This window comes from Faecalibacter sp., assembly GCF_057177045.1.
Genome location: NZ_CM169987.1, coordinates 2,238,915 through 2,264,483 on the forward strand (window position 1 = coordinate 2,238,915; position 25,569 = coordinate 2,264,483).

The following is a 25,569-nucleotide window of genomic DNA, read 5'->3' on the forward strand; positions in this document are numbered from 1 at the left end:
AAGGTATCCATTTTATAGCAAGAAGTAAACCACTCTTTTCCGAAAATGATATTATTTAAAATGGAATGTTATTTGTTTAAGTGATTAAAGATTAAAATTTTAACAATAATGAAAAGAAATTGTTAAAAACGAAAAGGAATTATAAAGTTTCGCCATTTCTTATTAAAAATTTTAAATTTGCATCATGTACATCACATCGTATTTATCCCACGAATTAAAACCTGGTAAAGCCACTTACTCTGCTGAACGTTTGCTACAAATGGTACAGGAGATGAAATTGACGCATTTACCGATTTTTGATGGATTGGAATTTGTAGGAAATATTGCGGAAGAAGATTTGGTTGAATTGACATTTTCAGATCAAAAGGAATCCTTGTCGGACTTCACGGAAAATTATTTTTTAACAGAAGAACAAACCATCTTTGATGCCATCCAGATGATGTACACGAATCACACCAACGTATTGGCTGTATTATCAAAAGAACATCAGTATCTTGGACTAGTTAATGAGCAATGCATTATCGAAGCCATGGCAAAATTTCCGTTCATTGCTGAAGTTGCCGTTTCGATGATTGTCTCTATTGCAGCCAAAGATTTATCCATGAGCGTCATTACCAATATCATCGAGTCCAATAATGGGAAAGTATTTGGTTTGATGGTGATTGATGAATCGGATGATCAAGTAAATGTATTAGTTCGATTTGCTTCGTCTAATTTACTTTCAATTGGTGAAACATTCGAGCGTTATGGATACCAAGTGATTCAGAAATTTTATAATGATGAGAAACAAGAGTTGTTGCAAAATCGATACGCACAACTTTTAAAATACATGAACACATAATGATTAAAGTCGCTCTTTTCGGCCAAAAAACAAGCACTTCGTTAGAAGACATTATCACACCATTTTTAAACTACTTATCAGTACACCACATTGAGTTTTGTATTGAAAAAAAGTTTTTAAGGACCATTTCAGTGTTAACAGACGTCAATCTGACGACGGTAGAAACATTTACTTCACATGAAGATTTAGATAAAAATGTGAAATTCTTTTTCACTTTTGGTGGAGATGGTACTATTTTATCTGCAGCGACGATTGTTCGCAATTCAGAAATTCCGATTGTAGGAGTAAACACGGGCCGATTAGGATTTTTAGCGACGATAAATAAAAGTGTTTTATTGGAACAATTGGATAATTTTTTTAATGGAAATTATAATATAATTCCACGTTCGTTAATTAAAATTGAACGAAATGATGGAATTGAAATTGAAGATAATTTTGCCATTAACGAAATTACCGTAGTTCGTCGTGAGACGACTTCGATGATTACAATTGATACTTCTTTAAATAATGAATTTTTAAATTCATTTTGGTCCGATGGCTTAATTATTTCTACTCCTACGGGATCCACCGGGTATAACCTGAGCTGTGGAGGACCGATTGTTCATCCATCCAATCAAAATTTTATTATTACTCCTGTTGCGCCACATAACTTAAACGTTAAACCATTGATTGTTTCAGAGGATTCAGTCATTGATTTAAAAATTAGAAGTCGTGCCAACGAGTACTTCCTATCCTTAGATTCACGAAACATAGCTTTATCGACTGATGTTGAGCTTCGTATCTCGAAAGCTGATTTTAAAATCAACATTGTAGAGGCGAAAGAGGCCAGTTATTTTACTACTTTGAGGGATAAAATGTTGTGGGGATCCGACAAAAGAAATTAATTTAACAATAAATCTTCTTAATTTTTGTTAAATCAGTTATCTTGAATTGACTTTTGTTTATATTTGTTCGAATAATTAACATTTTTAATAAGTAAGCAAAAGCCGAAAAATTAACATTAACACATGAAGAAATTTTTTTTATTCATCTTTGTATTGTGTATATCACAAAGCATTTTTGCGCAAAGACATGAAATCGGGATTTTTGCTGGAGGGGCAAACGTAATTGGGGACGTTGGAAAAGCGAATTATATTAATCCATTTCCAACGAGAACAGAACAAGGAGGGAGTATTGTTTTACCTATTTCGATAGGAGGATTGTACCGTTTTAATATCAATCCCCACATGGGATTTCGACTAAACTTAACGTATTCTCACGTAGGGGCAGGAGATTTTAAATCGGGAGAACAATACAAACGTGATCGAAATAAAAGTTTTGAAAATGATATTGTAGAAGGAGCAGTATTATTTGAATATAACTTTAAAGATATTAACGAAGCTCAAGAATTTGCACATTCACCTTATATTTTCTTTGGTGGAGGAGCATTTCAAGCAAAGTACAGAATCTATGATTATGATGCTGAAGAAGGCGAAATCATACATGATACGTACAATAAACGTAAGTTAACTTTCCCATTTGGAGTAGGTTACAAAATAAGATTTAATTACAACTGGTTGATATCATTAGAAACTGGTTTTAGATATACTAATCAGGATTTTTTAGATTATAATGTCGCTGATTATACAAAAAATTTAACAAATGCAGCCAACTCTAATCCTGACATTGCGCGTGAAATGCGTGGATTAAATTTTGGGAATATGAGTAATAAAGACTGGTATGTACAAACAGGTATTACCTTAACATACAGCTTTGGAAGACCTGCATGTTATTGCAACTAATTTAAATAATGGAGATCAGTTTAATAGATCAGATTGATAGAAATAAATTGCCCGATCATGTCGCCATCATTATGGATGGCAACGGTCGTTGGGCAAAACAGAATGGAAAAGAACGCACTTTTGGGCATAAAAATGCCTTGAAGGCAGTAAGAGCATCTATTGAAACGTGTAGAGATTTAGGAATTAAGTATTTAACACTTTATGCCTTCTCTACAGAAAATTGGAATCGCCCTAAATTGGAGGTTAGTTTTTTAATGACCTTATTAAGCTCTACCATTAAGGCAGAAATTAAAGAACTTCATGAAGGGAATGTACGATTCAATATCATTGGCGACTTATCGAAATTACCTTCATCCGCTCGCAAAGATTTAGAGAAAGCACTTGATCTAACCAAAAATAATACAGGACCAGTCCTTACTTTAGCCCTAAACTATGGTGCAAAGGAAGAACTTCTTGTGGCAATTAAAAATATTGCCAATCAATTCAAAAATGGTTCAATTACAGATCAAGATTTAACCGAAGAACTTGTCGAAAAAAACTTATATACGCATGATATGCCTATGGTCGATTTAATGATCCGTACCAGTGGTGAAACACGTATTAGCAACTTTCTTTTATGGCAAATTGCTTATGCAGAACTCTATTTTACGCCTGTTTTATGGCCTGATTTTACGCATGAGCATTTTTATGAAGCCATTTTAAATTATCAAGGAAGAGAGAGGCGTTTTGGCAAAACAAGTGAACAATTAACGAACTGACCAGACTGGAAATAGGGAGATTATGAAGAAAATTATTTGGACGATGTGTATGTTAGGAGCATACTATGCTCATGGGCAAGTAGATTCCACACAAAACATTGTTTCAACACAGCTAGAGAATAACGAATTGGATTATATGAATCCAAGAACCTTTACTTTATCAGACATTGAAGTAGTAGGGGATATTAAATTCTCAAAAAATCAGATTATTCGTTATGCTGGATTCTCTATTGGTGAAGAAATCGAGTTACCAGGAACTAAAGTGAACAATGCTGTAAAAAAGTTATGGCGTTCTAAAATGTTCTCGGATATTGATATTTACATCAAAGAAATAAAAGACAATAAAGTTGTTTTGACTTTAGCTTTGGTTTCGGTACCTGAACTAGCAGATATCAAAATTGAAGGGATTAAGAAATCGCAACGCGAGGATATTATCAAAGATAATAAATTAAATCCTGGGGTTAAGATTACGAGTAATTTGATGAACGCTACCAAAAACAAAATTAAAACATACTATACGGGGAAAGGTTTTCCAAATGCAGTAGTTACTTTTAATCGTGAAGCTGTAGCAGATACATCAGATAAAGAAAACTTATTGGTAAATGTGAATCGTGGAGAACGTGTTAAGATTAAAGACATTGTTTTCGAGGGGAATAATGAATTATCTTCTAAACGATTACGCAAATCCATGAAAGATACAAAGCGTAAATCCATCAACATTTTCAAAGCTTCAAAGTTAATACCTGAAAAATATGAAGCGGATTTGGTAAATGTTGTGAACGAATACAAATCGGTGGGTTTCCGTGATGCAAAAATTGTATCGGATACCATTATCCAAGTTGATCCAAAAAACTACGTAGTTAAAGTAAAAGTAGAAGAAGGAAAACCATATTTCTTAGGAAATGTAACATTCTCTGGTAACTCTATTTATACGTCAGAACAATTACAACGTGTGTTTTCATACAAATCAGGAGATCGTTATGATGCTGTGGGTATCAATAAAAAGATTTCAGGATCAGATAAAGATGATGATATCCAAACATTATACATGAACAACGGATATTTATTCGCTCGTGTATTCCCCGTAGAGAAAAATGTCAAAAATGATACAATCGATTTAGACATTAAAATTTACGAAGGAACACAAGCAACATTAAATAAAGTGACTATTCTTGGGAATTCTGAAGCCCACGATCACATTTTATATCGTGAGTTAAGAACAAAACCAGGAGACTTATTCTCTAAAACAGAGATTCGTCGTACATTAATGGAGTTGGCTTCTTTAGGATACCTTGAGCCAACGCAAATTTCACCAGATATTCAACCGAATCCAGAAAATAATACGGTAGATATCGAGTGGAAAGTAGCACCAAAATCATCATCTCAAGTTGAGTTACAAGGTGGTTATGGGGCAGGACGTTTCATTGGTACATTAGGTTTAACGTTTGGTAACTTCTCTATTGGAAATTTATTCCGCGGTGAAGCATGGAAACCTGTTCCTATGGGAGATGGTCAATCGTTATCCATTCGTGCGCAAGCAGGGAACGGATATACCAACTATAGCTTATCGTTTACAGAGCCTTGGATTGGAGGAAAACGTCCTACAGCGTTATCTACGTCATTCTATTTGTCTCAGTATGGGTATACCGATCAATGGGGTGAAAAAGCGAATTTAGATATCTTAGGAGCCACTATTGGTTTAACGAAATTATTAACGTGGCCAGATGATTACTTCCGTTTATCGAACTCCATCTCTTTCCAACGTTATAACTTTGATAACTATAACTTATCAGTAGGTAACTTGAATTATGAAAATGGATCATCGAATAATATCAATTATACGATTGGTTTAACGCGTAATTCAGCTGGTCCTGACCCAATTTTCCCAGAAGATGGTTCAGAGATGAGTATTTCGGCTACTGCAACTTTACCATACTCTTTGCTTGGTGGAAATAAAGACTATGCGAATATGAAGGATACGGAAAAATTCGAATGGTTGGAATACTACAAGATCAAAGCAAGAGCGTATTGGTACAAACAAGTAGCAGGAAAATTAGTGTTAAGAGTAGGAGGTGAATTCGGAGTTTTAGGAAACTACAACCGTAAAGTAGGAACTATTCCTTTCGAACGTTTTTACTTAGGAGGTACAGGATTAGCGCAATCTCGTTTTGATGGACGTGAAATTGTTTCATTACGTGGATATGAAGATGCATCAAATGCTGGTGGACAAGTCGGAGATATCACACCATCTGGAGGAGGATCAATTTATAATAAATTTTCATTGGAGTTACGTTATCCAATTACCATGAGCCAACAGGCTAAAATTTATGGATTAACATTCGCAGAAGGTGGAAATGTTTGGGGATCGACTCGTGATTATAACCCATTCGAATTGAAACGTTCAGTTGGAGCAGGTGTCCGTATCTATATGGCTGCATTCGGATTATTAGGATTTGATTTCGGTTATGGATTTGATAAAGGATTTGGTCAAATGGAGCGTTCTGGATGGCAAACACACTTTATTATTGGACAGCAATTCTAATTTTATTACATTAGCATTATCAAAAACGGCACAGTTTTAGAATTAACACCAATCGAATATGAAAAAATGGATTAGCTTTATTGTTGTTTTTTTAGGGTTTTATGGCTCTGTGATGGCACAAAAGTTCTGTTATGTAGATACACAAGTCATTTTAGAGAGTTTACCAGAATATACAAATTCTCAGAATCGATTAAAAACTCAAACAGAAGCTTGGCAAAAAGAAATTGAAGCAAAACAAGAAAACTTAGCGAAAGTACAAGCCAGTTTTGAAGCGGAGAAAATTCTTTTAACACCAGAACAAGTTAAAGAACAAGAGAAAAAAATAGCAGACGAGTTAAAGGCAATTAAAGAGTTACAAGACAAACGTTACGGGCCAAATGGCGATTTAGTTTTTATGCGTCGTGCGTTAGTTAAGCCTATTCAAGATCAAATTTACAATGCGACTAAGCAAGTAGCGGATAAAAGAGGTTACGGATTTGTTTTTGATAAAGGTTCTGATCTTGTGATGATTTATACCGATCCAAAATTTGACATTACGCGTGAAGTGATTAATGTTTTAAAACCGGAAAATAATAAAGATAATAGACAAACAAACCCTAGAGCGAACAACTCTAATCAATCGTCGAACAGTAGAACAAATACGAAATCGACACCAAATCGAACAAAAAAATAAATTTTAAATTAAAAACTAAACATACGTAGAAATGAAACAAGTTAAGGCAATAGCGTTTTTCGCAATGATGGTTTTCGGAAGTGTAATCTCTTTCGCACAAGAAATCGCTCACATCGATCCTCAAGTGGTTTTAGAATCAATGCCAGCTTACAAAAAGGCTGAAGCAGATATGGAAGCTTTAGGTAAAAAACACCAAGAAAAAATTGCAGCAATGGAAGCTGAGTACAAAACTTTCGTAGAAGGTGTTCAAAAACAATTAGCAGGTAAATCTCAAGAAGAGTCTCAAAAAATTATTGTAGCAAATAAATACCAAGAGAAAGATCAAGAATTACAACAAAAATTCCAAGCTTATCGTCAAGCAGCTCAAGAAGAAATTACAGCGAAAGAAAAAGCTTTATTCGAGCCTATCGAAAAAAGAATGAACGACGCAATTTCTGCAGCAGCAGCTAAAAAAGGAATTAAATATGTAATCCCTGCAGGAGTAACAATCTACAAAAACGGAGGATACGATTTAATCAACGACGTGAAAAAAGAATTAGGATTATAATCCTTATTTTAAATATCTTTAAGCCACTATTAGTAGTGGCTTTTTTTATACAATCAAATGAACGCAATTGAAACGAAATTAAAAGGATGTTTTATCCTAGAACCTACTGTTTTTGAAGATGAAAGAGGATATTTCTTTGAATCGTATAACGAAAACAAAATGGAAGGAATTTTAGGATATAAGCCTACGTTTGTACAAGATAACCAATCCCAATCATCCTATGGGGTAGTCCGTGGACTACACATGCAAGCAGGAGAATTTGCACAAGCTAAATTGGTCCGTGTTGTAGAAGGTGCAGTAATTGATGTTGCGGTTGATGTTCGTCCAGGTTCGGAGACGTATGGTCAATGGATCGCAGTTGAACTATCGGCGGACAATAAAAAACAACTGTTTATCCCGCGTGGATTTCTACATGGTTTTTCGGTGATTTCGGAAAAAGCAACCTTCTTTTATAAGTGTGATAATGGATATCACAAAGCATCAGAAGATGGAATCAATCCATTGGATGACACTTTAAATATCGATTGGCAAATTCCAGTGGACCAAATGATTTTATCTGAAAAAGATCAAGAAGCACAATCATACGCTGAGTTTCAAGCTAAAAACGGTTAATCATGGTTAAAAATATTGTAGTTACAGGAGCTAATGGGCAGTTAGGTCAAGCCTTACATGAGATTTCAAACGCGTATAAAGCATTCAATTTTATATTTTTAACCCGTAATGAATTGGACATTACCAATGAAGCATTGGTTAACGATTATTTTGCGTCTCATGAAGTAAATGCTGTTGTGAATTGTGCAGCTTATACGGCAGTTGATCGTGCAGAATCAGATATTGAAAATGCGCGATTAATCAATGCGACTGCAACGAAATATTTGGCGCTTGCGACAAAAGAAAAAGAAATTCCGTTGATCCATATTTCAACAGATTATGTCTTTGATGGTACGGTTTCTACTCCACGATTAGAAACAGATGCTGTTCATCCCATAGGAATATATGGACAAACCAAATTAGAAGGTGAAGAATACGCTCTTTCCATCAACCCTCAAACGATTATTATCCGTACAGCATGGGTTTACTCGAAATATGGAAATAACTTCGTTAAAACCATGCTAAGGTTGTTTAAGGAACGCGAAGAAGTAAGTGTCATTGATGATCAAATTGGTTCTCCAACCAATGCCATTGATTTAGCGGATGCTATTGCACAAATTTTATCGAAAGATGAATTGTCTTATGGCATTTACAATTATTCGAATGAAGGCGAATGTTCTTGGTTTGATTTTGCTTCTAAAATCAAAGAATTGACCAATGCATCAGCAATCATTCATGCGATTCCTACCACAGCTTATCCAACACCGGCAAAACGACCAGCGTATAGTTTATTGGATAAAACAAAAATCAAAGAGACTTATCAAATCACTATTCCACATTGGGAAGAAAGTTTGAAAAAAGAATTAAAAGCAATGATTTAATCACCCAAATGATAAAAAGCAAAAGCCACTCAATTGAGTGGCTTTTCTTATCTTGAATTATAAATTTTCTTATTTAATTTCGTCAAAACGCGTGTAAGGACGTAATGCTTCTGGAATACGAATTGATCCATCCGCTTGTTGGTGATTTTCTAAAATAGAAGCTAAAATACGCGGTAATGCTAAAGCAGAACCATTTAATGTATGAGCTAATTGCGTTCCATTTTCATCTTTATAACGTAATTTTAAACGATTGGCTTGAAATGTTTCAAAGTTAGATACCGATGAAACTTCTAACCATTTTTCTTGTGCTTCAGAGAATACTTCGAAATCGTAAGTTAATGCTGAAGTAAAACCAGTATCACCCCCACATAATCTTAAAATACGGTAAGGTAATTCTAATTTTTCTAATAACATTTTAACATGTTCTACCATCCCTTCTAATGCTTTGTAAGAATTTTCAGGTTTTTCGATACGAACAATTTCTACTTTCTCGAATTGGTGTAAACGATTTAATCCACGTACATCTTTTCCATAAGATCCAGCTTCACGGCGGAAACATGGAGAATAAGCTGTATTACAAATTGGTAAATCTTCAGCTTTAACAATGACGTCACGGTAAATGTTAGTTACAGGAACCTCAGCCGTAGGGATTAAATATAAATCATCTTCGTTGATGTAGTACATTTGCCCTTCTTTATCAGGTAATTGTCCCGTACCGTATCCAGAAGCTTCATTCACAACAAATGGAGGAACAATTTCACTGTATCCCGCATCGGCATTTTGATCTAAAAAGAATTGAGTTAGGGCGCGCTGTAAACGAGCTCCTTTTCCTTTATACACAGGGAAACCTGCTCCTGTGATTTTAACACCCAATTCAAAGTCAATTAAATCAAATTTTTTCGCTACTTCCCAGTGTGGTAAATTCTCTGGCTTTGGAATCGCTTCTCCGTGCTCGAAGATCGTTTCATTATCTTCCGCATCTTTCCCCGCTTTTACACTTTCGTGAGGAATATTAGGAATTTGGTATAATAAGTTTTTTAAAGACTCTTCGTATTGCGATAATACATCTTGTAGTTCTTTGGATGAAGCTTTTAATTCAACCGATTTTTCTTTTAATACATTGGCTTCCTCCGCTTTCCCTTGCTTAAATAAATTACCGACTTCTTTCGCTAATTTATTGGATTCTGCTAATACATTGTCTAATTCAAATTGTGTTTTACGACGAAGTTCGTCAACATTTAACACTTCGTCAACAATACCTAAGTTTTTGAAGTTACGTTTCTGTAACCCTTCAATTACTCGGTCTTTGTTTTCTTGAATGTAAGAAACTACAAGCATATCTATTTTTTATTTTATACAATACAAATGTAAAAAGAATATATTGTTATCGGTAGAATATTGTTTAAGTTTTATGGAAGATTGGGGAGAATATTATAAAATTTATATTTATTATACGATTTTAATGATGAATTTAAATTTAAAATGTTCTTAATTAGATAAATAGCTAAAATTTATTGTTTACAAAATCTTATTTTTATTTTACAATGAAATTATTAACATATTGATATTCAATAGAATGAACTTTTAATGATTAGAAATTTTAATCTACAATTCGATTACGACTAATTTTCTGTGTAACGTATTGAATGTGAGGTAAATTTGTCCTGTTGATCATTCAATAAAACAATTTTTAAAAATCAATTAAAATAATAAACATGAAAAAATTAGCATTAGCTTCTTTCGCATTCGTAGCATTCGCATTAACATCTTGTGGTGAGAAAAAAGTAGAAAATACTGAAACTGTAGTAACAGATACAATTGCTACTCCAGCAGATTCTACAATGATTGAAACTCCAGAAGGAGATACAATCGCTGTTGAAACTCCAGCAGATTCTACAGTTGTTGAAACAACTACTGAAACAACTACTACAACTGCTCCAGCTGAAGCACAATAATCTTTTGATTATTCCATATAATGAAAAGGACTCCAATAGGAGTCCTTTTTTTATTTATACGTTTGCTTTTCGATGCAATAAACGGGTAAGTTTTATGGATAAATCGAATAATATAAATTTAGCATTCCCATTTCGTTCGATATGGTAGGATGCTTCGTTTATTTCTTCTAAAATATCTTCAATATTAGCTCCATGGATATAGGGAGCAAAGCCTTCCCATTTAAATCCATCGACTTGAATTTGTACATTGACCAAATCATGGACTTGATAAGATTTTAATAAAGCTTGGCGAAAAATTTCACTACAATAGTTTAAGAAATTTTTTTGCTCATCGCGAGACCATGTTGAGATTTCATTTGACCAATTGATCAAATCTTTTAAAACTACAGGTGTTTTAGCAGCTAAAAAGGCTTTACGAACCCAAGTAACAAAATAGCCATCAAAAATATGGTTGCTGTTATGAATAAGAGCAAAGGCTTCTCTTAAATTCCCATTGGCTAAAAACGCTAAATGTCGTGCTTTTTCTGCACCATAATTCTCTTTTTCAATCAAGTATTGTTCAATGGCTTCATTTTCAATTTTCGGAATTTTTACCAATTGACAACGTGAAATGATCGTCGGTAACACTTGATCTTCTCGTTCCGTCACCAATAAAAATAAGGTCTTTTGAGGTGGTTCTTCAATGATCTTTAATAATTTGTTGGCAGATGCTGTGTTCATTAACTCAGGCATCCAAATGATCATGATTTTATACCCCCCTTCATAACTGTTTAGGGCTAACGTTTTAACAATTTCATCGGCTTCATCGACATTAATTGCCCCTTGTTTTTTTTCGATCCCTAAGTGTTTCATCCAATCACTGACATTTCCATAAATGTTTTGTTGAATAAATGTTCTCCATTCATTTAGAAGCAACTTTGAGACGGGTTTTTTAACACGATCAGTTGCCGAAAATGGAAATGAGAAATGGAGATCGGGATGTTGAAGATGGTTCACTTTGATGTGACAATTATTTTCAGAAGCGCCACACAAGACTTCTTGTGCATATGCAAGTGCTAATGCCAAAGCACCAGAACCTTCAGGTCCAGCAAATAGTTGTGCATGACTGATTCTTCCATCTTGAATGGATTGTCTTAGTTTCGATTTAATTTCAGATTGTCCTACAATATTGTCCCAAAGCATAAGCCAAAGATATTAGTTTTTTTCGACCTAATTGATGAGAGATTTTAAACGATTGATTTCTTCTAAATCTGAAATTCCGCTTTCATCCGTTAATGCTGATGAGTGAAAGTCGTGTGCTTGAGAAATTGTTGCAATTTCTTGAATATTGGTTGATCGTAGTCCACCACCAGGCATAATGGTGATGCGATCGTTGGCGAATGTTACCAATTTTTGCAAGTTCATTTTCCCTTCATCAACATGAGAAGCCATTCCTGAGGTTAAAATGGTTTTAAATCCCAACTGAATGACTTGTTCTAACGATTCTTCAAGATGGGGCGTTCGATCAAAAGCACGATGAAAAGCACATGGTAAAGGTTTCGCTAATTCAACTAATTCGAGATTTCTTTGGATATCAATCTGATGATTTTCATCTAAAATTCCAAAAACAAATCCATCCACAGGTAATTTTTTGATGGCAAGAATAGAAATTTTCATTTGCTCGTATTCATCCTCCGAATAACAAAAATTTCCGCCTCGTGGGCGAATCATAATCATTAATTCCTTCTCTGAATTTTCGCACAATGTGACAATATCTTCATAGCGAGGTGTTGTGCCTCCTAAATGTACATCAGCACAAAATTCTATTCGATCGGCATTCGAATTTGCAACAACTAAAGCGGATTCAAGATTAAAACAAGCGATTTCTAATTTTTTCATTGGATTACAGATTTACCATCCATCAAGTGATTTCCTGATGGAGTATGAACGGCAAAGTTAAAGCCTGGATGAATACAATACGAACCATATTCTCCTTGTTTGTTTAAGGCAATAAATCCCACTTGAATGGCTTGAAGGTCCTTTTTCCTATGTTTATTTAATCGGATAATTCGTTCTACCGCTTCTTTGCATGCTTGTTCTGGATGTTTGCCTTGTCGCATAAGTTCTACGACCAAATGGCTTCCCGCAATACGAATGACTTCTTCTCCATGCCCTGTAGCTGTAGCAGCACCCACTTCATTATCTACATATAATCCAGCACCGATGATTGGAGAATCTCCTACGCGTCCATGCATTTTGTAAGCCATTCCACTAGTGGTACAAGCGCCTGAAAGGTTTCCTTCAGAATCGAGAGCAATCATACCTATGGTATCATGATTTTCAATGTTGATAGGCATTTGATATGGCGTATCTTTCAACCATTCTTTCCATTCTTTTTCAGAAGTTTCAGTTAATAAATTTTCTTTTTTAAATCCTTTTTCTAAGGCAAATTGTAATGCCCCGTTACCAATCAACATCACATGCGGTGTATCTTCCATAACTTTTCGAGCAACTGAAATCGGATGTTTAATATATTCTAATCCAGCGACTGATCCAATATTGGCTTCATGGTCCATAATGCACGCATCTAATGTTACTTTTCCCTCACGATCAGGTCGACCTCCATATCCTACACTTCTTTCATTGGGGTCGGCTTCCACTAAACGAACGCCTTTCTCTACGGCATCTATAGCTTTACCATCTGTACCAAGAATTGTCCATGCTTCTGCATTGGCTTGAAGTCCAAAATTCCAGGTGGATAAAACGATGGGTTCCGATGTTTGAATAGTATTATGGGATTGTGCCTTAAGTTTTAGCTGTCCTGAAAATCCCAACAGGCTTAATGCCGTTAATTTTTTTAAAAATGTTCTTCGATCATTTTTCATGGCAATTCATAATCTAGTGTGAAGCAAAGATATTTATAAAACAAATTGCTTTGATATTGCCATGAATTAATTGTAATTTAGAGGTCTAAATGGGTAGGTATGAATGATTCTGTTTTGATTTCACAACTTAAAAATCGAAAAATTACTCCTACGGCAATGCGTTTATTGGTTTTAGAAGAATTATCAAAAGCTGATGTGGCGATGAGTATGGGGGATCTTGAATTTGCATTGGATACAGCAGACCGTGTAACGATTTATCGAACGTTAAAAAAATTCGAGGAGAATGGTTTGGTTCATACCATTGAAGATGGAACAGGCTCATTAAAGTATGCGTTATGTGAATCCAATTGTACGTGTACGCCTGAATTTACACATGCTCATTTTCATTGTACTCAATGCAACCAAACGTATTGCTTAAGAAATATTCATTTACCTGAAATTAAACTTCCTAAAAATTTTAGCATTGAACAATCTTCTTTTATCTTGAAGGGAATATGCGATCAATGTAAATCATAGACTACTTTGCAATCCAGTTGCAACGGATGTGTTATAGCTTTGTTCTACAACTTAAAACAATTCATTATGTCCAATTGTAAAACATGTTGTAGCACAGAAGAGCATACACATCAACAGCACAATCATTCAAATCACGAAGAGCACGATCATAATCATGGTTTTGGCACAAAAGGTTTAATTTTCAGTTTGATCATCTTTTCGCTAGGAATGATCTTACAATACCTTATTCAGCCTCAATGGTTCATTCAAAATGAATGGGTTCGCTTATTATGGTTTTTAGTTGCTTATATTCCTGTGGCAAAGCCTGTATGGCAAGAAGCTCTTGAATTGGTTGCGAAAAAGGATTTTTTCAATGAGTTTTCTTTAATGGGAATTGCCACATTGGGTGCATTTTTTATTCAAGAATATCCAGAAGGAGTAGCCGTGATGCTATTTTATACCGTAGGAGAAATGTTTCAAGATCGTGCGGTCAACAAAGCCAAAAGTGACATAAAAGCCTTGCTTGATGTTCGACCAAAATCTGCTGATGTAAAAAGAAATGATCGATATATTAAAGTCAATCCACAAGAGGTTCAAATTGGAGAAACAATTCAAGTGAAAGTAGGAGAGAAAGTGCCATTGGATGGGATTTTATTGTCGAAAAAAGGAAGTTTTAATACGGCTGCTTTAACGGGAGAAAGTAAACCAGCTGTCATTCGTCAAGATGAGATGGTATTGGCGGGGATGCTGAATCTGGAAAATGTGATTGAAATTCAAACCACAAAATGGTTTGAAGATAGCTCAATTGCTAAAATTCTGCAACTGGTTCAAGAAGCGAGTTCTCGCAAAGCGAAGACCGAATTATTTATTCGAAAATTCGCCAAAGTTTATACTCCAATTGTTTTTTTTCTTGCCTTAACGTTGGTGCTGCTTCCATGGTTATTGGTGGACGAATATAATTTTAAAGAGTGGTTATACCGTGGATTAATCTTTCTGGTAGTTTCTTGTCCTTGTGCCTTAGTGATTTCAGTCCCATTAGGCTATTTTGGTGGAATAGGAGCAGCATCACGCCATGGAATATTGTTTAAAGGTTCTAATTTCTTAGAGCAAATGGCTGCTGTAAATACGGTTGTAATGGACAAGACCGGGACATTAACCAAAGGGGTATTTAAGGTCCAAAAAGTTAATGCCGTATCCATGCCTCCAAATGAATTTCTTGATGTAGTGTCAGCGATTGAAAGTCAATCGATTCATCCTATTGCAAAAGCTATTGTAGCGCATCATCCATCTCCTATCGAAATACAAGAGGTAACTGAAATTTCGGGGAAAGGATTAGCAGGAAATTACAAAGGGAAACAGCTATTGGTAGGAAATGGGAAATTATTACATCAATATCAAATCACATATCCAGAATCCATAGATAACATCGTAGAAAGTATTGTTTTAGTGGCGGTAGATGGGAAATATGCGGGGTATATTACTGTAGCCGATGAATTAAAAGACGATGCGATTGAAGCCATCACTTATTTAAAACAGGTAGGAGTTCACGAAACGATCATGTTAAGTGGTGATAAAGATTCGATTACACAAATCGTTGCAAATCATTTGGGAGTTACAAAAGCATTTGGTGGATTATTACCCGAAGGGAAAGTAGAGCAAATGCAACAAATAAAGAAAGATCCTCAAAAAGTTGTAGCATTTGTAGGTGATGGAATAAATGATGCACCAGTTTTAGCGTTAAGTGATGTAGGAATTGCGATGGGAGGACTTGGAAGTGATGCTGCAATTGAAACAGCCGATGTGGTGATTCAAACGGATCAACCTTCAAAAATGGCTACTGCCATTCAGATCGGAAGAGCCACACGTCAAATTGTGCTTCAGAACATTACATTAGCCTTAGTGGTAAAAGTATTGGTTCTTGTTCTAGGGGCATTGGGGTTATCCAATATGTGGGAAGCTGTGATAGCCGATGTAGGAGTGGCATTATTGGCCATATTAAATGCCGTGAGAATTCAGCGTATGAGTTTTAAATCATAAAAAAAAGCGAAGAAAACTCTTCGCTTTTTTTATTCCGTATAAATGGATTTCATTTGGTCGATATCCACTTTTAATTGATCGGTAAGATAATCTTCCATCGAATAGAATTTTTTTTCAATGATTTCTTTGGCATGATGAAGATAGTCTGCATTTACAAGGAATAAATCCTCTAATTGAGGCTGAGTTGCAATGTAATGCTGGTATTTTGGCCTCAGAAATTCATTAGACATGAGATAATCGTTTTCAATAATTTCCCAATCTACACCAAGTGCTTCTAAAATTAAGGCGGTTGCAATCCCTGTACGATCTTTTCCTGCAGTACAATGGTAAATAATTGAGGTGTTGTCGGGATTCTGTAACACTTCAAAGAAAGATTGATACTCTTTCATGGCATTTTCGCTGATGACCAAATCGGTATAAAATCCAAGGATGAGGTCTTTATAGTTTACATGAGGTTCCTTCATTTTCGATAGAAAAGAATTCATATTGGCAGCTACAATATCCAAATGAATTTCATTCTGACAACTTTCAGGGACACGATCAACCGAAATGGAGCGCTCTTGTTCGGTTCTAAAATCGACAACGGTTTTAACCTTCAGCTGCTTTAATAATTGAAGATCGTTTTCATTTAATTGACTCAATTCATCCGTACGAATCAATTGATGGCTTTTAATTGTTTTTCCTTCTTTTGTTATAATTCCACCTAACTCTCTGAAGTTGAAACCTCCTTCGATGGGTAGAACGCGACTTGCATGTACTTCTTTCATATTTTTAGTTTGATGTTTTTAAGATAAGGATTTCTGAGGACTTCTAAAATGGGTATAGATTTTAAAAATCTGTTAAATCAATAAATGGAGTAAAAATTATTTTTATTAATTCTAAATTTAGATTAAGTTTGCCATGAATTAGATTTAATCTAAATAAAAAGATGGCTGATAAAACGAAAATTGTCAAAGAGAAATTTTTCTTAAAACGTAAGGAATATGTAACTCCTCATTTAATCCGTTTGTATATAGGAAGCGATGATGTTGAGATTTTTGAAGAAACAACGTTAGGAGGGACATGTAAATTGTCTTTTCCACCATTAGGAATTCGTGATATTCATTTTGCTGAATATGATGCAGATGCCAATAAATGGTTCACGCCATCCGATAAATTTAAGCCGGTGACACGTACATATACTTTACGTGGAATTGATGCGGAGTCCAATGAATTAATCGTTGATGTAGCAGATCACGGTGACAATGGACCAGGATCACGTTGGGCTAGACATGCTCAAATTGGTGACCGTATTGGAGTTTCGATGAAAGCCAAAAAGAAAGAATTGGCTCCAAAAGCAGATTTCGTTTGTTTAGCTGCTGATTTAACAGGTCTACCCGTGATTTCAGTGATTATAGAATCATTACCAGCCACAACGAAAGGGGTAGTTTGTATTGAAATACCTTCAAAAGAAGATGTTCATAAAATTGAAACAAAAGCCCAATTAGACTTCAAATGGATTGTTAATCCACAACGTGGTAAAGGAACAGCTTTAGCCAAATTAGTCATGAACCAAAAATTCCCTAAGCGTAAAGATGCAAAACGTTTTGTATATGCAGCAGGTGAATCACAATCCATCAAAAAGATTAAAACATTCTTCAAAGATGAGTTAGAGTGGAAGAAAGAAGAATTCTACTGTACATCCCATTGGAAAGCTGGTAAAGCAGAACGAAATGGATTAGAAGAATGCCACGATAAAATTGAGCAAAGAGAGCTTGTTAAAGTTTTTTAATTCCAATATTTTTATTCAATGAGAAATGCCTTCCGTTTGGAAGGCATTTTTTTATTAACTTTAATACAAATCTATGACTATGAAATTATTAGCTTTTATTCTTTTACCTTTTTCACTTTTAGCGCAAGACAAACTAAAAGTAGAATATGAAAAAAGATCTTATATTAAATTAGAAGGAAATAGTCCTCAGTATCGACAAATGGAAGAACAGTTTTCTAAGCCTTCGTATATTCAGTTATTAGGCGATCAAAACCGCTGTTCGTTAAAAACGATTGATCGTGTAACCAACACGCAAGGACCTTCGGTGCAAATGACGATTATCGGTGCAGAAAAGGATTTAGAAACCTATATGGATTTTACCAAAGATGAAAAAGTGGTTTCCAAAGATGTGGATGGGAAACTTTTTCTGATTACTTCGAAAACCAATCCTTTGGAGTGGAAAATTTCAAGAGAAACGAAGAAAATAAATGGCTTTAATACAAAAAAAGCAACTTTTGAAAACGAGGGATTGGGCTATGAAGTTTGGTATTCTACAGAAATCAAATCGAAATGTGGGCCTGAGGAATTTTACGGATTACCGGGCTTAGTTTTAGAAGCAAAATTGATACACTTGGAAAAACCAGAGAACTACACTCATTATCAATTGGATCAGTTAACCATGGATGATACGGTCCAATTTTCAGTTCCTACCAAGGGAAAGTCTGTAACTGCAGAAGAATACGCCACATTTAGAAAAGAGTTGGATAAAAGATTACAAGAAAATTATGGAAATCAAGGGGTAAATCGTGATTAAAAGATAAGCTATAAAAAAAAGCCTCGCTGTGCGAGGCTTTATTAATTTGATTCGTTGTAAAGTGTGTTGTGATTCTTATCCAAGAAGTTAAATTGTAAATATTTATACGCATCTCTTGGGATAATCTTAATCCACTTTTTGTGTTTAAAAAACCATTTCATCTGAATGCTTGGTAATCCATGTTTTAAGTACGCCGCAACGAACGGGTGTACATGTAAAGACATTTTACTTAAATCTTTGTCTTTACGCTCAAGGATATTCAAGAGCACTTGTTCAATCTTGTCAATTGTAACGATCGGTGCCTCAACTTCATTCGAGTCTTGGTTAGGATTTTCTTCAGTTGTAACAAAGTTGATTTCTGGTCGAACCCTTTGTCTTGTGATTTGGATTAATCCAAATTTACTTGGAGGCAAAATCTTATGTTTTGCTTTGTCTTTACCCATTTCTGCACGCAAATGCTCAAACAATTCTTTCTTGTGTTCAGCATCCGTCATGTCAATAAAATCCACTACAACAATTCCACCCATATCACGCAACTTCAATTGACGTGCTATTTCTGACGCTGCAATTTTATTCACAGCAAAGGCAGAATCTTCTTGATTTTTAGAGTTTCTTGAGATATTTCCAGAGTTTACATCAATTACGTGTAATGCTTCTGTATGTTCAATCACCAGATAGGCCCCTTTGGATTGGGGGATGGTAACCGTCTTACCAAAGGCTTGTTTGATTTGACGTTCGACATTAAATTTCTCAAAAATTGGAACATAAGGGTCATCGTATTCTTTCACCAAATTGGTTTTTTCTGGTGCGATAACTTCCAAATATTCGCGCATTTCCTCCGCTAATTGCGCATCATCTACTGAAATTTTAACGAAATCGTCGTTAAAAGTATCACGTAAAATTGATGACGCTCGATCCATTTCACTTAAAATCTTGCTTGGGGCTTTTTTCTTTTGAAGATTTTTGAACACTTGAGTCCATTTGTTAATCAAATAGTTCAAATCCGCTTGTAATTCTTCAACGTTTTTACCTTCCGCAACCGTTCGGATAATGATTCCACATCCTTCTGGCGTTAAACCTTCTAAGATACTTGTTAAACGTTCTCTTTCTGGTTTGGATTTTATTTTTTGTGAAATTGAAACTCGGTTAGAAAATGGTACTAAAACCAAATACCTACCTGCGATAGATATTTCCGAAGTAATTCGAGGTCCTTTCGTATGGATCGGTTCTTTTGTAATCTGAACCAATACTGAATCACCAGACGCGAAAATTTCAGAAATTAATCCGTCTTTTTCAATCGGTTCTTCCATACGGAAGTTTTTCAATTTATCTGTTGTATACGTTCCGTTCACCACACTTTTGGCATAGGCATTAGAAGAACGTATTTGTGGACCTAAATCATGATAATGTAGAAAGGCATCTTTAGAATAACCGATATCTACAAATGTTGCATTTAGGCTAGGTGCTAATTTTTTGATTTTTCCCAAGTAAATGTCACCAACAGCAAATCCATCGTTAGTCGAATCCTGATGAAATTCCATCAAACGACCTTCGTCCAACACGGCAATACGCACGTGTTCTGTTTGTGCCGATATAACTAATTCTTTGCTCATCAAAAATTAACAAAATTTGTCTTTAAAAAATGATAAAAGCACTTTCCAAAACCTGAGTTGAAAAGTGCTATCTTCAAAAAGATGAAAATATCAAACAGTTACCTGCTTATTATTTTTTCTTTTTGTGTCTGTTAAGACGACGACGTTTTTTTCTTTTGTGCGTCGCTACCTTATGTCTTTTACGTTTTTTTCCGCTTGGCATGATACAATTATTTTACTTGTTATTTTACTACGTTTGCTTCGCTAGTCTTTACATCTTCGATGAAAGTTTTAGCAGGTTTGAATGTAGGCACGTTGTGCGCAGGAATAATGATTGATGTTCCTTTAGTGATGTTACGTCCAGTCTTTTCTGCTCTCGTTTTAATAGTAAAAGAACCAAAACCTCTTAAGTAAACATTTTCACCATCAACTAATGATTTAATCACCTCCTCCATAAACGATTCTACTACTCTTTGAGTATCGCTCTTTTCAAGTCCTAACTTACCTGAAATATTATTTACTATTTCTGCCTTTGTCATAATTCCTTTTATTATTCTTAAATTTGAAAGCGGGTGCAAATATAAATATTAAACCTTAACAAAAAAAGCATTTTAGCAGATTTTATGAAATTCAACTTACTGATTTTGTCTTGGTTTGACCAGAATAAAAGAGATTTGCCTTGGCGCAATACTCTAAATCCGTTCCATATTTGGCTCTCAGAAATTATTCTTCAGCAGACTAGGGTTGACCAAGGTATGAAATTTTACATTAATTTCATAACAGAATTTTCAACGGTTCATGATCTTGCAAATGCTGACGAACAAAAGGTCCTAAAGTTATGGCAAGGATTGGGATATTATTCCAGAGCACGAAATTTACATGCCGCCGCTCAATATATTTCAAAAGACTTAGGAGGCGTATTTCCAGATAATTACAAAGATTTACTAAAATTAAAAGGTGTTGGCGATTATACTGCTGCTGCAATTGCATCTATCGTATATCACGAACCTGTTCCAGCAGTGGATGGTAATATGTATCGTGTTTTTTCGCGCTATTACGGATTAGAAAATGATATTTCGCTTTCGAAAACGAAAAAAGTTTTTTGGGATTTAGGCCTAGAAATTATTGATCAAAAAAGACCTGGAGATTTTAACCAAGCCGTGATGGATTTAGGGGCAACCATTTGTTTGCCTAAAGCTCCAAAATGTGATAGTTGTCCTTTAAATGCCTCCTGTGAAGCTTTACGATTGAATAAGGTTTTAGAATTTCCGGTCAAAACCAAGAAAACAAAAGTGTCTAATCGCTTTTTGCATTTCTTTTTAATAGAAGAGGAATCCCAACTGGCGTTGACTAAAAGGAGTGGGAAAGATGTTTGGCAAAATTTATATACGTTGCCAATGGTTGAAACTTCGACCGATTTATTGGATCATCCAGAAATTTTAGAAAAAAATATTCACCTGGATTTGAGCTTTATTTCAGAAGAGAAACACATCTTATCACATCAACACTTATACATTAAATACTATACATATAAACCGAAAGCATCTGCGCTCGAGGATTTGAAACATCTTGTTGATTTTGAATGGGTAAATTTGAATTCAATTGATGAATACCCTTTGCCCAAACCGATTGAAAAATTTATAAATTACCATTTTTTCGATTAAATTTGTATCTTAAAACCACGAATTAAAAACCACGAAAAGCTATGAACGGTACAACCAATAAAGTAATCTTAATCGGTAATTTAGGAGACGATGTGAAATTGCATTATTTTGATGAGCAAAATTGCATCGGAAGATTTCCAATCGCTACAACAGAGTCTTATATTTCTCGCACAGGAGAACGCATTACAGAAACAGAATGGCACAATATTACGACCCGTAATAAATTAGCCGAATTATGCGAGCGTTACCTGAAAAAAGGGGATAAAGTATTTGTTGAAGGTCGAATTAAAACAAGGAAATGGGAAGATAACGGACAAACACGTTATACGACTGAAATTGTAGCCAATTCCATTGAATTCTTAACACCTAAATCTGATTCGGATCAAAAAGGATCAACACAAAATGAAATGCAACAGCCATCTAATCCATCGCCTAACCCACAAAATACGGTAAAAGGTGTAGAGGAAGAAGAAGATGATTTGCCTTTCTAAAAACGATTAGAAGAAAATTATAAAAATGAAATACAATTTACTGACAATGATGTCTGTAAAAAAACTTTATGTTTTAGTAGCATTATGGATTAGTGCTATTTTTTTTATGTCATGTTCGGACAAAACAGAAACAGTAAAACCGCTTGGACAAGTGCGTTTAGAATATCCAAAACCAACGTATGTTGATTTTAAGGAAAATGCCCCTTATGGATTTCAATACTCCAACTTCGGAATGATTAAAGAAGGAAAAAAGCCGAATTGGTACATCGTGCATTATCCAAAAATGAAAGCCAACATTTTTTTAACGTATTTTCCTGTCCATTCGAAAGAAGATTTGATTGTTAAAATCAAAGAAAGTGAACGATTTGTTCAAGAACAAACGGTGAAAGCCAGTTTTATCTCTCCTCAAGTATTCGAATTTCCAAAGAAACGAGTGTTTGGTACATTATATGAATTAGGAGGAGCGTCTGCCATCAATCTACAGTTTCATGCGACGGATAGTGTAAGCAACTTTATTTCTGGATCAGTTTATTTCTCTTCAGAACCAAAAGCGGATTCTTTAGCTCCTGCAGTAGAATACATCAAGAAAGATGTGCAACAATTGATTGAAACACTCGAGTGGCGAAAATAAAATCGTTCGGTAAGTAAATTCAGTTATTTTTGTAATCGTAATAATTAAAAGAACTAATTTTTAAATAATATGTTAGTACAAATCGGGCAGTTAATGCTCAGTTTAATGTTGTTAGTGATGCTGCACGAGTTGGGTCACTTTGTAACAGCAAGATGGTTTGGCGTTCGTGTCGAGCGTTTCTTCGTTTTCTTTGATGTGAAATTTGCAATCTGGAAAAAGAAAATTGGGGATACCGTTTATGGTATTGGTTGGCTTCCATTGGGAGGGTATGTAAAACTTTCAGGTATGATTGATGAAAGTATGGATACAGAACAAATGAAGAGTGAACCTCAACCTTGGGAATTCCGTACCAAACCAGCATGGCAACGATTAATCATCATGTTAGGTGGGATTATTGTAAATATCGTCTTAGCCATGATTATTTATGCCGTATTATTAATTGCCAATGGGGAACGATTTACGAAAGTAGATCAGATGAAATATGGCTTAGCAGTGGATTCAACACAACTTTCATTAGGTCTACGTAAAGGAGATATTCCGGTAGGCGTAAATGGAATAGCTTATAATTCATTAGAAGAAATTAATAAAGAAGCTTTATTAGGAGGACAAACGTTAGAAATCAAGCGTGATGGAAAACAAATTTCATTACCAATTGACGAAAACTTTAGAACGCAAATTTTAAATTATAAACAAGGGTTCTTTGTTCCTGAATTTACATTCGAAGTGGATACTGTGATTGCTGAATCTCCAGCATTTAAAGCCGGGATTTTAAAAGATGATAAAATCATTGCAGTCGATGGATTTACAACACCGTTATTCTCTGATTTTACACAAAAAGTAGCCGAATACAAAGGGAAAACTGTTCCTTTCTCTGTTGAAAGAAAAGGGCAACCGATCGAATTAATGGTTACAGTAGGTAAAGATGGAAAAGTAGGAATTGGAAATCGTTCATCGTACTTAGACTCTTTAGAAGGTCGTAAAGACTATTCAGTTGGTGAAGGAATTGCATTAGGAGTCGTAAAACCTTTTGATGCGATTGCAACTCAAGTTCGTGGAATTGGGACATTATTCCAAGTAAAAGATGGCCGTAAACAAGTGGCTGGACCAATTGGAATGGTAAAACAAATGCCAACGGAATGGAACTGGTTATTCTTCTGGTCATTTACAGCAATGATTTCAGCTTGGTTAGCATTCATTAATTTATTACCAATTCCAGGTTTAGATGGTGGACATGCTGTTTTCGCAATCTATGAAATGGTGACTGGAAAGGCACCAAGCGAAAAAGTTTTGGAAAAAGCACAGATTGTTGGAATCTTCATAATCCTTGGTTTAATGATATTTATCTTCGGAAATGATATTGTGAATATGATTTTTGGATAAAAAATTTTAATTTTTTTTTGTGGGTGTAAAAAATCCTTTTATATTTGCACCCACAATTAAGCAACATTCCTCCTTAGCTCAGTTGGTTAGAGCATCTGACTGTTAATCAGAGGGTCCTTGGTTCGAGCCCAAGAGGAGGAGCTTTTTTAGTGAAAACAATACAGTCAAGCAAAGACTTTAAAATAAATATGGATTTTCCTCCTTAGCTCAGTTGGTTAGAGCATCTGACTGTTAATCAGAGGGTCCTTGGTTCGAGCCCAAGAGGAGGAGCAATCATAAAATATAAAGGCTATCAGTAATGATAGCCTTTTTTGTTGTTTAATATTTCTGATTGATTAGTAAAAATTCTTCAAATTTTTGATTTAATAGATCTTTGTAGATTAATCCATGTACAAGATCTTTAGGTAGGCTTCTAAAGCCGTAAATAGTACCTAACAGACTTCCCGCGACAGTTGCATTAGTATCCGCGTCACCTCCTTGATGAATTATTGTTGCAAGTGTATTTGTAAAATCATTTCGATTGAAATAAGCCCATAACGCTACAGATAATGTTTTTAACGTATAGCCCATATCAACATCATTTTCCAAATCTAATTCGTTTATATCTTTAGATAAAGCTAAATCAATAAAAGGAATGATTCTTTCGTCATATTGGGTAGCAATATTTTTAATCTCATTTACTGTAAGAAATTTATTTTCTTGTAAAATTTGAGCAATTATTAGAGATATAATAACACAAGAACCAATACATCTAGGATCAAAATGAGTCGTTTTACAGATTTTTATCGTGTTATGAATGACTTGTTGATAATCCCAAAAGGAATAAGCGCCTAAGATACTTGTTCGCATAATTGCGCCATTAGAAGCAACTTGTTGTCCCGAAAGTTTCCATGTTAATTCAGCTGCTTGATGTGGATTCGATGTATAACCAGGCATTTTTAAGACTTTGATGACTGTATTTCCAATTCCCATAGGGCAATCATTAAACCAGCCTATCAATTCTTTTGCAAAAGCAATTTCATCCACTTTATTAGCTTTAATAATTGAATCTACAATTGCTAAAAATTGATCGGTATCATCTGTCCAATCCCCTTTTACCCACCTTTTTCGATGTTCATCTTCAATGATATCCTCATATTGAGAAATTCCATTTGGATACAAATGCTTGATTTGTTCTTTCGTTAAAAATTCGGTGGAGAGTCCTAATGCATCACCAATAGCCTGCCCGTAAAATAAGCCTTTAATTTTATCTTCTATGATGGATTGGTTATGCATTTTTATA

The 25,569-nt window shown here is 34.9% G+C and carries 26 protein-coding genes and 2 tRNA genes; 20 read left to right on the top strand and 8 right to left on the bottom strand.

Annotated features, from left to right (window positions below):
* Nucleotides 1–184: 184 nt before the first annotated feature.
* The 9 genes from AC1QSP_RS10470 (at nucleotide 185) to rfbD (ending at nucleotide 8,614) form a co-directional block, all read left to right on the top strand.
* On the top strand, nucleotides 185–841 hold the full coding sequence (locus AC1QSP_RS10470; protein WP_484078648.1) for a CBS domain-containing protein: 657 nt from the start codon (nucleotides 185–187) through the stop codon (nucleotides 839–841).
* Entirely contained in the window at nucleotides 841–1,725 is an 885-nt protein-coding gene (locus AC1QSP_RS10475; RefSeq protein ID WP_484078649.1) for an NAD kinase, read from the top strand. The genes AC1QSP_RS10470 and AC1QSP_RS10475 overlap by 1 nt, the downstream gene beginning before the upstream one ends.
* A gap of 123 nt (nucleotides 1,726–1,848) precedes the next feature.
* Nucleotides 1,849–2,622 (top strand): type IX secretion system protein PorG, encoded by a 774-nt coding sequence (porG, locus tag AC1QSP_RS10480; protein WP_484078650.1) that lies wholly within the window; start codon nucleotides 1,849–1,851, stop codon nucleotides 2,620–2,622.
* Between the two features lie 14 nt (nucleotides 2,623–2,636).
* The gene (locus AC1QSP_RS10485) at nucleotides 2,637–3,380 is read left to right on the top strand and encodes an isoprenyl transferase (RefSeq protein ID WP_484080403.1); all 744 of its coding nucleotides are present in this window, start codon (nucleotides 2,637–2,639) and stop codon (nucleotides 3,378–3,380) included.
* Nucleotides 3,381–3,402: 22 nt separating this feature from the next.
* On the top strand, nucleotides 3,403–5,922 hold the full coding sequence (gene bamA, locus AC1QSP_RS10490; protein WP_484078651.1) for an outer membrane protein assembly factor BamA: 2,520 nt from the start codon (nucleotides 3,403–3,405) through the stop codon (nucleotides 5,920–5,922).
* A 58-nt stretch (nucleotides 5,923–5,980) separates the two neighbouring features.
* Nucleotides 5,981–6,595, top strand: coding sequence for an OmpH/Skp family outer membrane protein (locus AC1QSP_RS10495; RefSeq protein WP_484078652.1), 615 nt, complete (start codon nucleotides 5,981–5,983; stop codon nucleotides 6,593–6,595).
* A 31-nt stretch (nucleotides 6,596–6,626) separates the two neighbouring features.
* The gene (locus tag AC1QSP_RS10500; protein ID WP_322971346.1) at nucleotides 6,627–7,142 is read left to right on the top strand and encodes an OmpH/Skp family outer membrane protein; all 516 of its coding nucleotides are present in this window, start codon (nucleotides 6,627–6,629) and stop codon (nucleotides 7,140–7,142) included.
* A 57-nt stretch (nucleotides 7,143–7,199) separates the two neighbouring features.
* On the top strand, nucleotides 7,200–7,754 hold the full coding sequence (gene rfbC, locus AC1QSP_RS10505) for a dTDP-4-dehydrorhamnose 3,5-epimerase (RefSeq protein WP_484078653.1): 555 nt from the start codon (nucleotides 7,200–7,202) through the stop codon (nucleotides 7,752–7,754).
* Nucleotides 7,755–7,756: 2 nt separating this feature from the next.
* Nucleotides 7,757–8,614: a dTDP-4-dehydrorhamnose reductase gene (rfbD, locus tag AC1QSP_RS10510; protein ID WP_484078654.1), complete on the top strand. Its 858-nt coding sequence runs from the start codon at nucleotides 7,757–7,759 to the stop codon at nucleotides 8,612–8,614.
* A gap of 69 nt (nucleotides 8,615–8,683) precedes the next feature.
* On the opposite strand, the gene serS is transcribed toward rfbD, so the two are convergent.
* On the bottom strand, nucleotides 8,684–9,952 hold the full coding sequence (serS, locus tag AC1QSP_RS10515) for a serine--tRNA ligase (RefSeq protein WP_322971343.1): 1,269 nt from the start codon (nucleotides 9,950–9,952) through the stop codon (nucleotides 8,684–8,686).
* Between the two features lie 377 nt (nucleotides 9,953–10,329).
* Between serS and AC1QSP_RS10520 the strand changes: the two genes are divergently transcribed.
* Nucleotides 10,330–10,569 (top strand): hypothetical protein, encoded by a 240-nt coding sequence (locus AC1QSP_RS10520; protein WP_484078655.1) that lies wholly within the window; start codon nucleotides 10,330–10,332, stop codon nucleotides 10,567–10,569.
* 54 nt (nucleotides 10,570–10,623) lie between these two features.
* On the opposite strand, the gene AC1QSP_RS10525 is transcribed toward AC1QSP_RS10520, so the two are convergent.
* Genes AC1QSP_RS10525 through AC1QSP_RS10535 form a run of 3 tightly spaced genes read right to left on the bottom strand, consistent with a single transcriptional unit; the run spans nucleotide 10,624 to nucleotide 13,433 of the window.
* Nucleotides 10,624–11,751 (bottom strand): DNA polymerase III subunit, encoded by a 1,128-nt coding sequence (locus AC1QSP_RS10525; RefSeq protein ID WP_484078656.1) that lies wholly within the window; start codon nucleotides 11,749–11,751, stop codon nucleotides 10,624–10,626.
* Between the two features lie 27 nt (nucleotides 11,752–11,778).
* Nucleotides 11,779–12,447, bottom strand: coding sequence for a copper homeostasis protein CutC (locus tag AC1QSP_RS10530; protein ID WP_484078657.1), 669 nt, complete (start codon nucleotides 12,445–12,447; stop codon nucleotides 11,779–11,781).
* Nucleotides 12,444–13,433: an isoaspartyl peptidase/L-asparaginase family protein gene (locus AC1QSP_RS10535; RefSeq protein WP_484078658.1), complete on the bottom strand. Its 990-nt coding sequence runs from the start codon at nucleotides 13,431–13,433 to the stop codon at nucleotides 12,444–12,446. Before AC1QSP_RS10535 ends, AC1QSP_RS10530 begins: the two co-directional genes overlap by 4 nt.
* 99 nt (nucleotides 13,434–13,532) lie before the next feature.
* Here AC1QSP_RS10535 and AC1QSP_RS10540 point away from each other — a divergent pair, with 99 nt between their 5' ends.
* Entirely contained in the window at nucleotides 13,533–13,949 is a 417-nt protein-coding gene (locus AC1QSP_RS10540; RefSeq protein WP_322971338.1) for a Fur family transcriptional regulator, read from the top strand.
* 66 nt (nucleotides 13,950–14,015) lie between these two features.
* A complete protein-coding gene (locus AC1QSP_RS10545) occupies nucleotides 14,016–15,965 on the top strand; it encodes a heavy metal translocating P-type ATPase (RefSeq protein ID WP_484078659.1) in 1,950 nt (649 codons plus the stop codon).
* A gap of 29 nt (nucleotides 15,966–15,994) precedes the next feature.
* Here the strand turns inward: AC1QSP_RS10545 and AC1QSP_RS10550 are convergent, their stop codons facing one another.
* A complete protein-coding gene (locus tag AC1QSP_RS10550) occupies nucleotides 15,995–16,732 on the bottom strand; it encodes a tyrosine-protein phosphatase (protein WP_484078660.1) in 738 nt (245 codons plus the stop codon).
* Between the two features lie 161 nt (nucleotides 16,733–16,893).
* On the opposite strand from AC1QSP_RS10550, the gene AC1QSP_RS10555 reads away from it, so the two are divergent.
* Complete coding sequence (locus AC1QSP_RS10555) at nucleotides 16,894–17,736, top strand: siderophore-interacting protein (RefSeq protein ID WP_484078661.1); 843 nt, start codon at nucleotides 16,894–16,896, stop codon at nucleotides 17,734–17,736.
* Between the two features lie 79 nt (nucleotides 17,737–17,815).
* Nucleotides 17,816–18,529 carry a GLPGLI family protein gene (locus AC1QSP_RS10560; RefSeq protein ID WP_484078662.1) on the top strand — a complete coding sequence of 238 codons (714 nt, stop codon included), beginning with the start codon at nucleotides 17,816–17,818 and terminating at the stop codon, nucleotides 18,527–18,529.
* Nucleotides 18,530–18,570: 41 nt separating this feature from the next.
* Here AC1QSP_RS10560 and AC1QSP_RS10565 read toward each other — a convergent pair whose 3' ends face one another.
* Nucleotides 18,571–20,142 carry an Rne/Rng family ribonuclease gene (locus tag AC1QSP_RS10565; protein WP_484078663.1) on the bottom strand — a complete coding sequence of 524 codons (1,572 nt, stop codon included), beginning with the start codon at nucleotides 20,140–20,142 and terminating at the stop codon, nucleotides 18,571–18,573.
* A gap of 221 nt (nucleotides 20,143–20,363) precedes the next feature.
* Entirely contained in the window at nucleotides 20,364–20,660 is a 297-nt protein-coding gene (locus AC1QSP_RS10570) for an HU family DNA-binding protein (protein WP_322971332.1), read from the bottom strand.
* A gap of 84 nt (nucleotides 20,661–20,744) precedes the next feature.
* Between AC1QSP_RS10570 and mutY the strand changes: the two genes are divergently transcribed.
* The 6 genes from mutY to AC1QSP_RS10600 all read left to right on the top strand — a co-directional run bounded on the left by mutY (nucleotide 20,745) and on the right by AC1QSP_RS10600 (nucleotide 24,557).
* The gene (mutY, locus tag AC1QSP_RS10575) at nucleotides 20,745–21,785 is read left to right on the top strand and encodes an A/G-specific adenine glycosylase (RefSeq protein WP_484078664.1); all 1,041 of its coding nucleotides are present in this window, start codon (nucleotides 20,745–20,747) and stop codon (nucleotides 21,783–21,785) included.
* 41 nt (nucleotides 21,786–21,826) lie between these two features.
* Nucleotides 21,827–22,276 (top strand): single-stranded DNA-binding protein, encoded by a 450-nt coding sequence (locus AC1QSP_RS10580; RefSeq protein WP_484078665.1) that lies wholly within the window; start codon nucleotides 21,827–21,829, stop codon nucleotides 22,274–22,276.
* Between the two features lie 25 nt (nucleotides 22,277–22,301).
* Nucleotides 22,302–22,907: a gliding motility lipoprotein GldD gene (gldD, locus tag AC1QSP_RS10585; protein ID WP_484078666.1), complete on the top strand. Its 606-nt coding sequence runs from the start codon at nucleotides 22,302–22,304 to the stop codon at nucleotides 22,905–22,907.
* A gap of 69 nt (nucleotides 22,908–22,976) precedes the next feature.
* Nucleotides 22,977–24,287 (top strand): RIP metalloprotease RseP, encoded by a 1,311-nt coding sequence (gene rseP, locus AC1QSP_RS10590; RefSeq protein WP_484078667.1) that lies wholly within the window; start codon nucleotides 22,977–22,979, stop codon nucleotides 24,285–24,287.
* A gap of 67 nt (nucleotides 24,288–24,354) precedes the next feature.
* Nucleotides 24,355–24,428 (top strand) — tRNA-Asn (locus tag AC1QSP_RS10595).
* A 55-nt stretch (nucleotides 24,429–24,483) separates the two neighbouring features.
* Nucleotides 24,484–24,557: transfer RNA gene (locus AC1QSP_RS10600), tRNA-Asn, on the top strand.
* Between the two features lie 48 nt (nucleotides 24,558–24,605).
* On the opposite strand, the gene AC1QSP_RS10605 is transcribed toward AC1QSP_RS10600, so the two are convergent.
* On the bottom strand, nucleotides 24,606–25,562 hold the full coding sequence (locus tag AC1QSP_RS10605; protein ID WP_484078668.1) for an ADP-ribosylglycohydrolase family protein: 957 nt from the start codon (nucleotides 25,560–25,562) through the stop codon (nucleotides 24,606–24,608).
* Nucleotides 25,563–25,569: the final 7 nt, after the last annotated feature.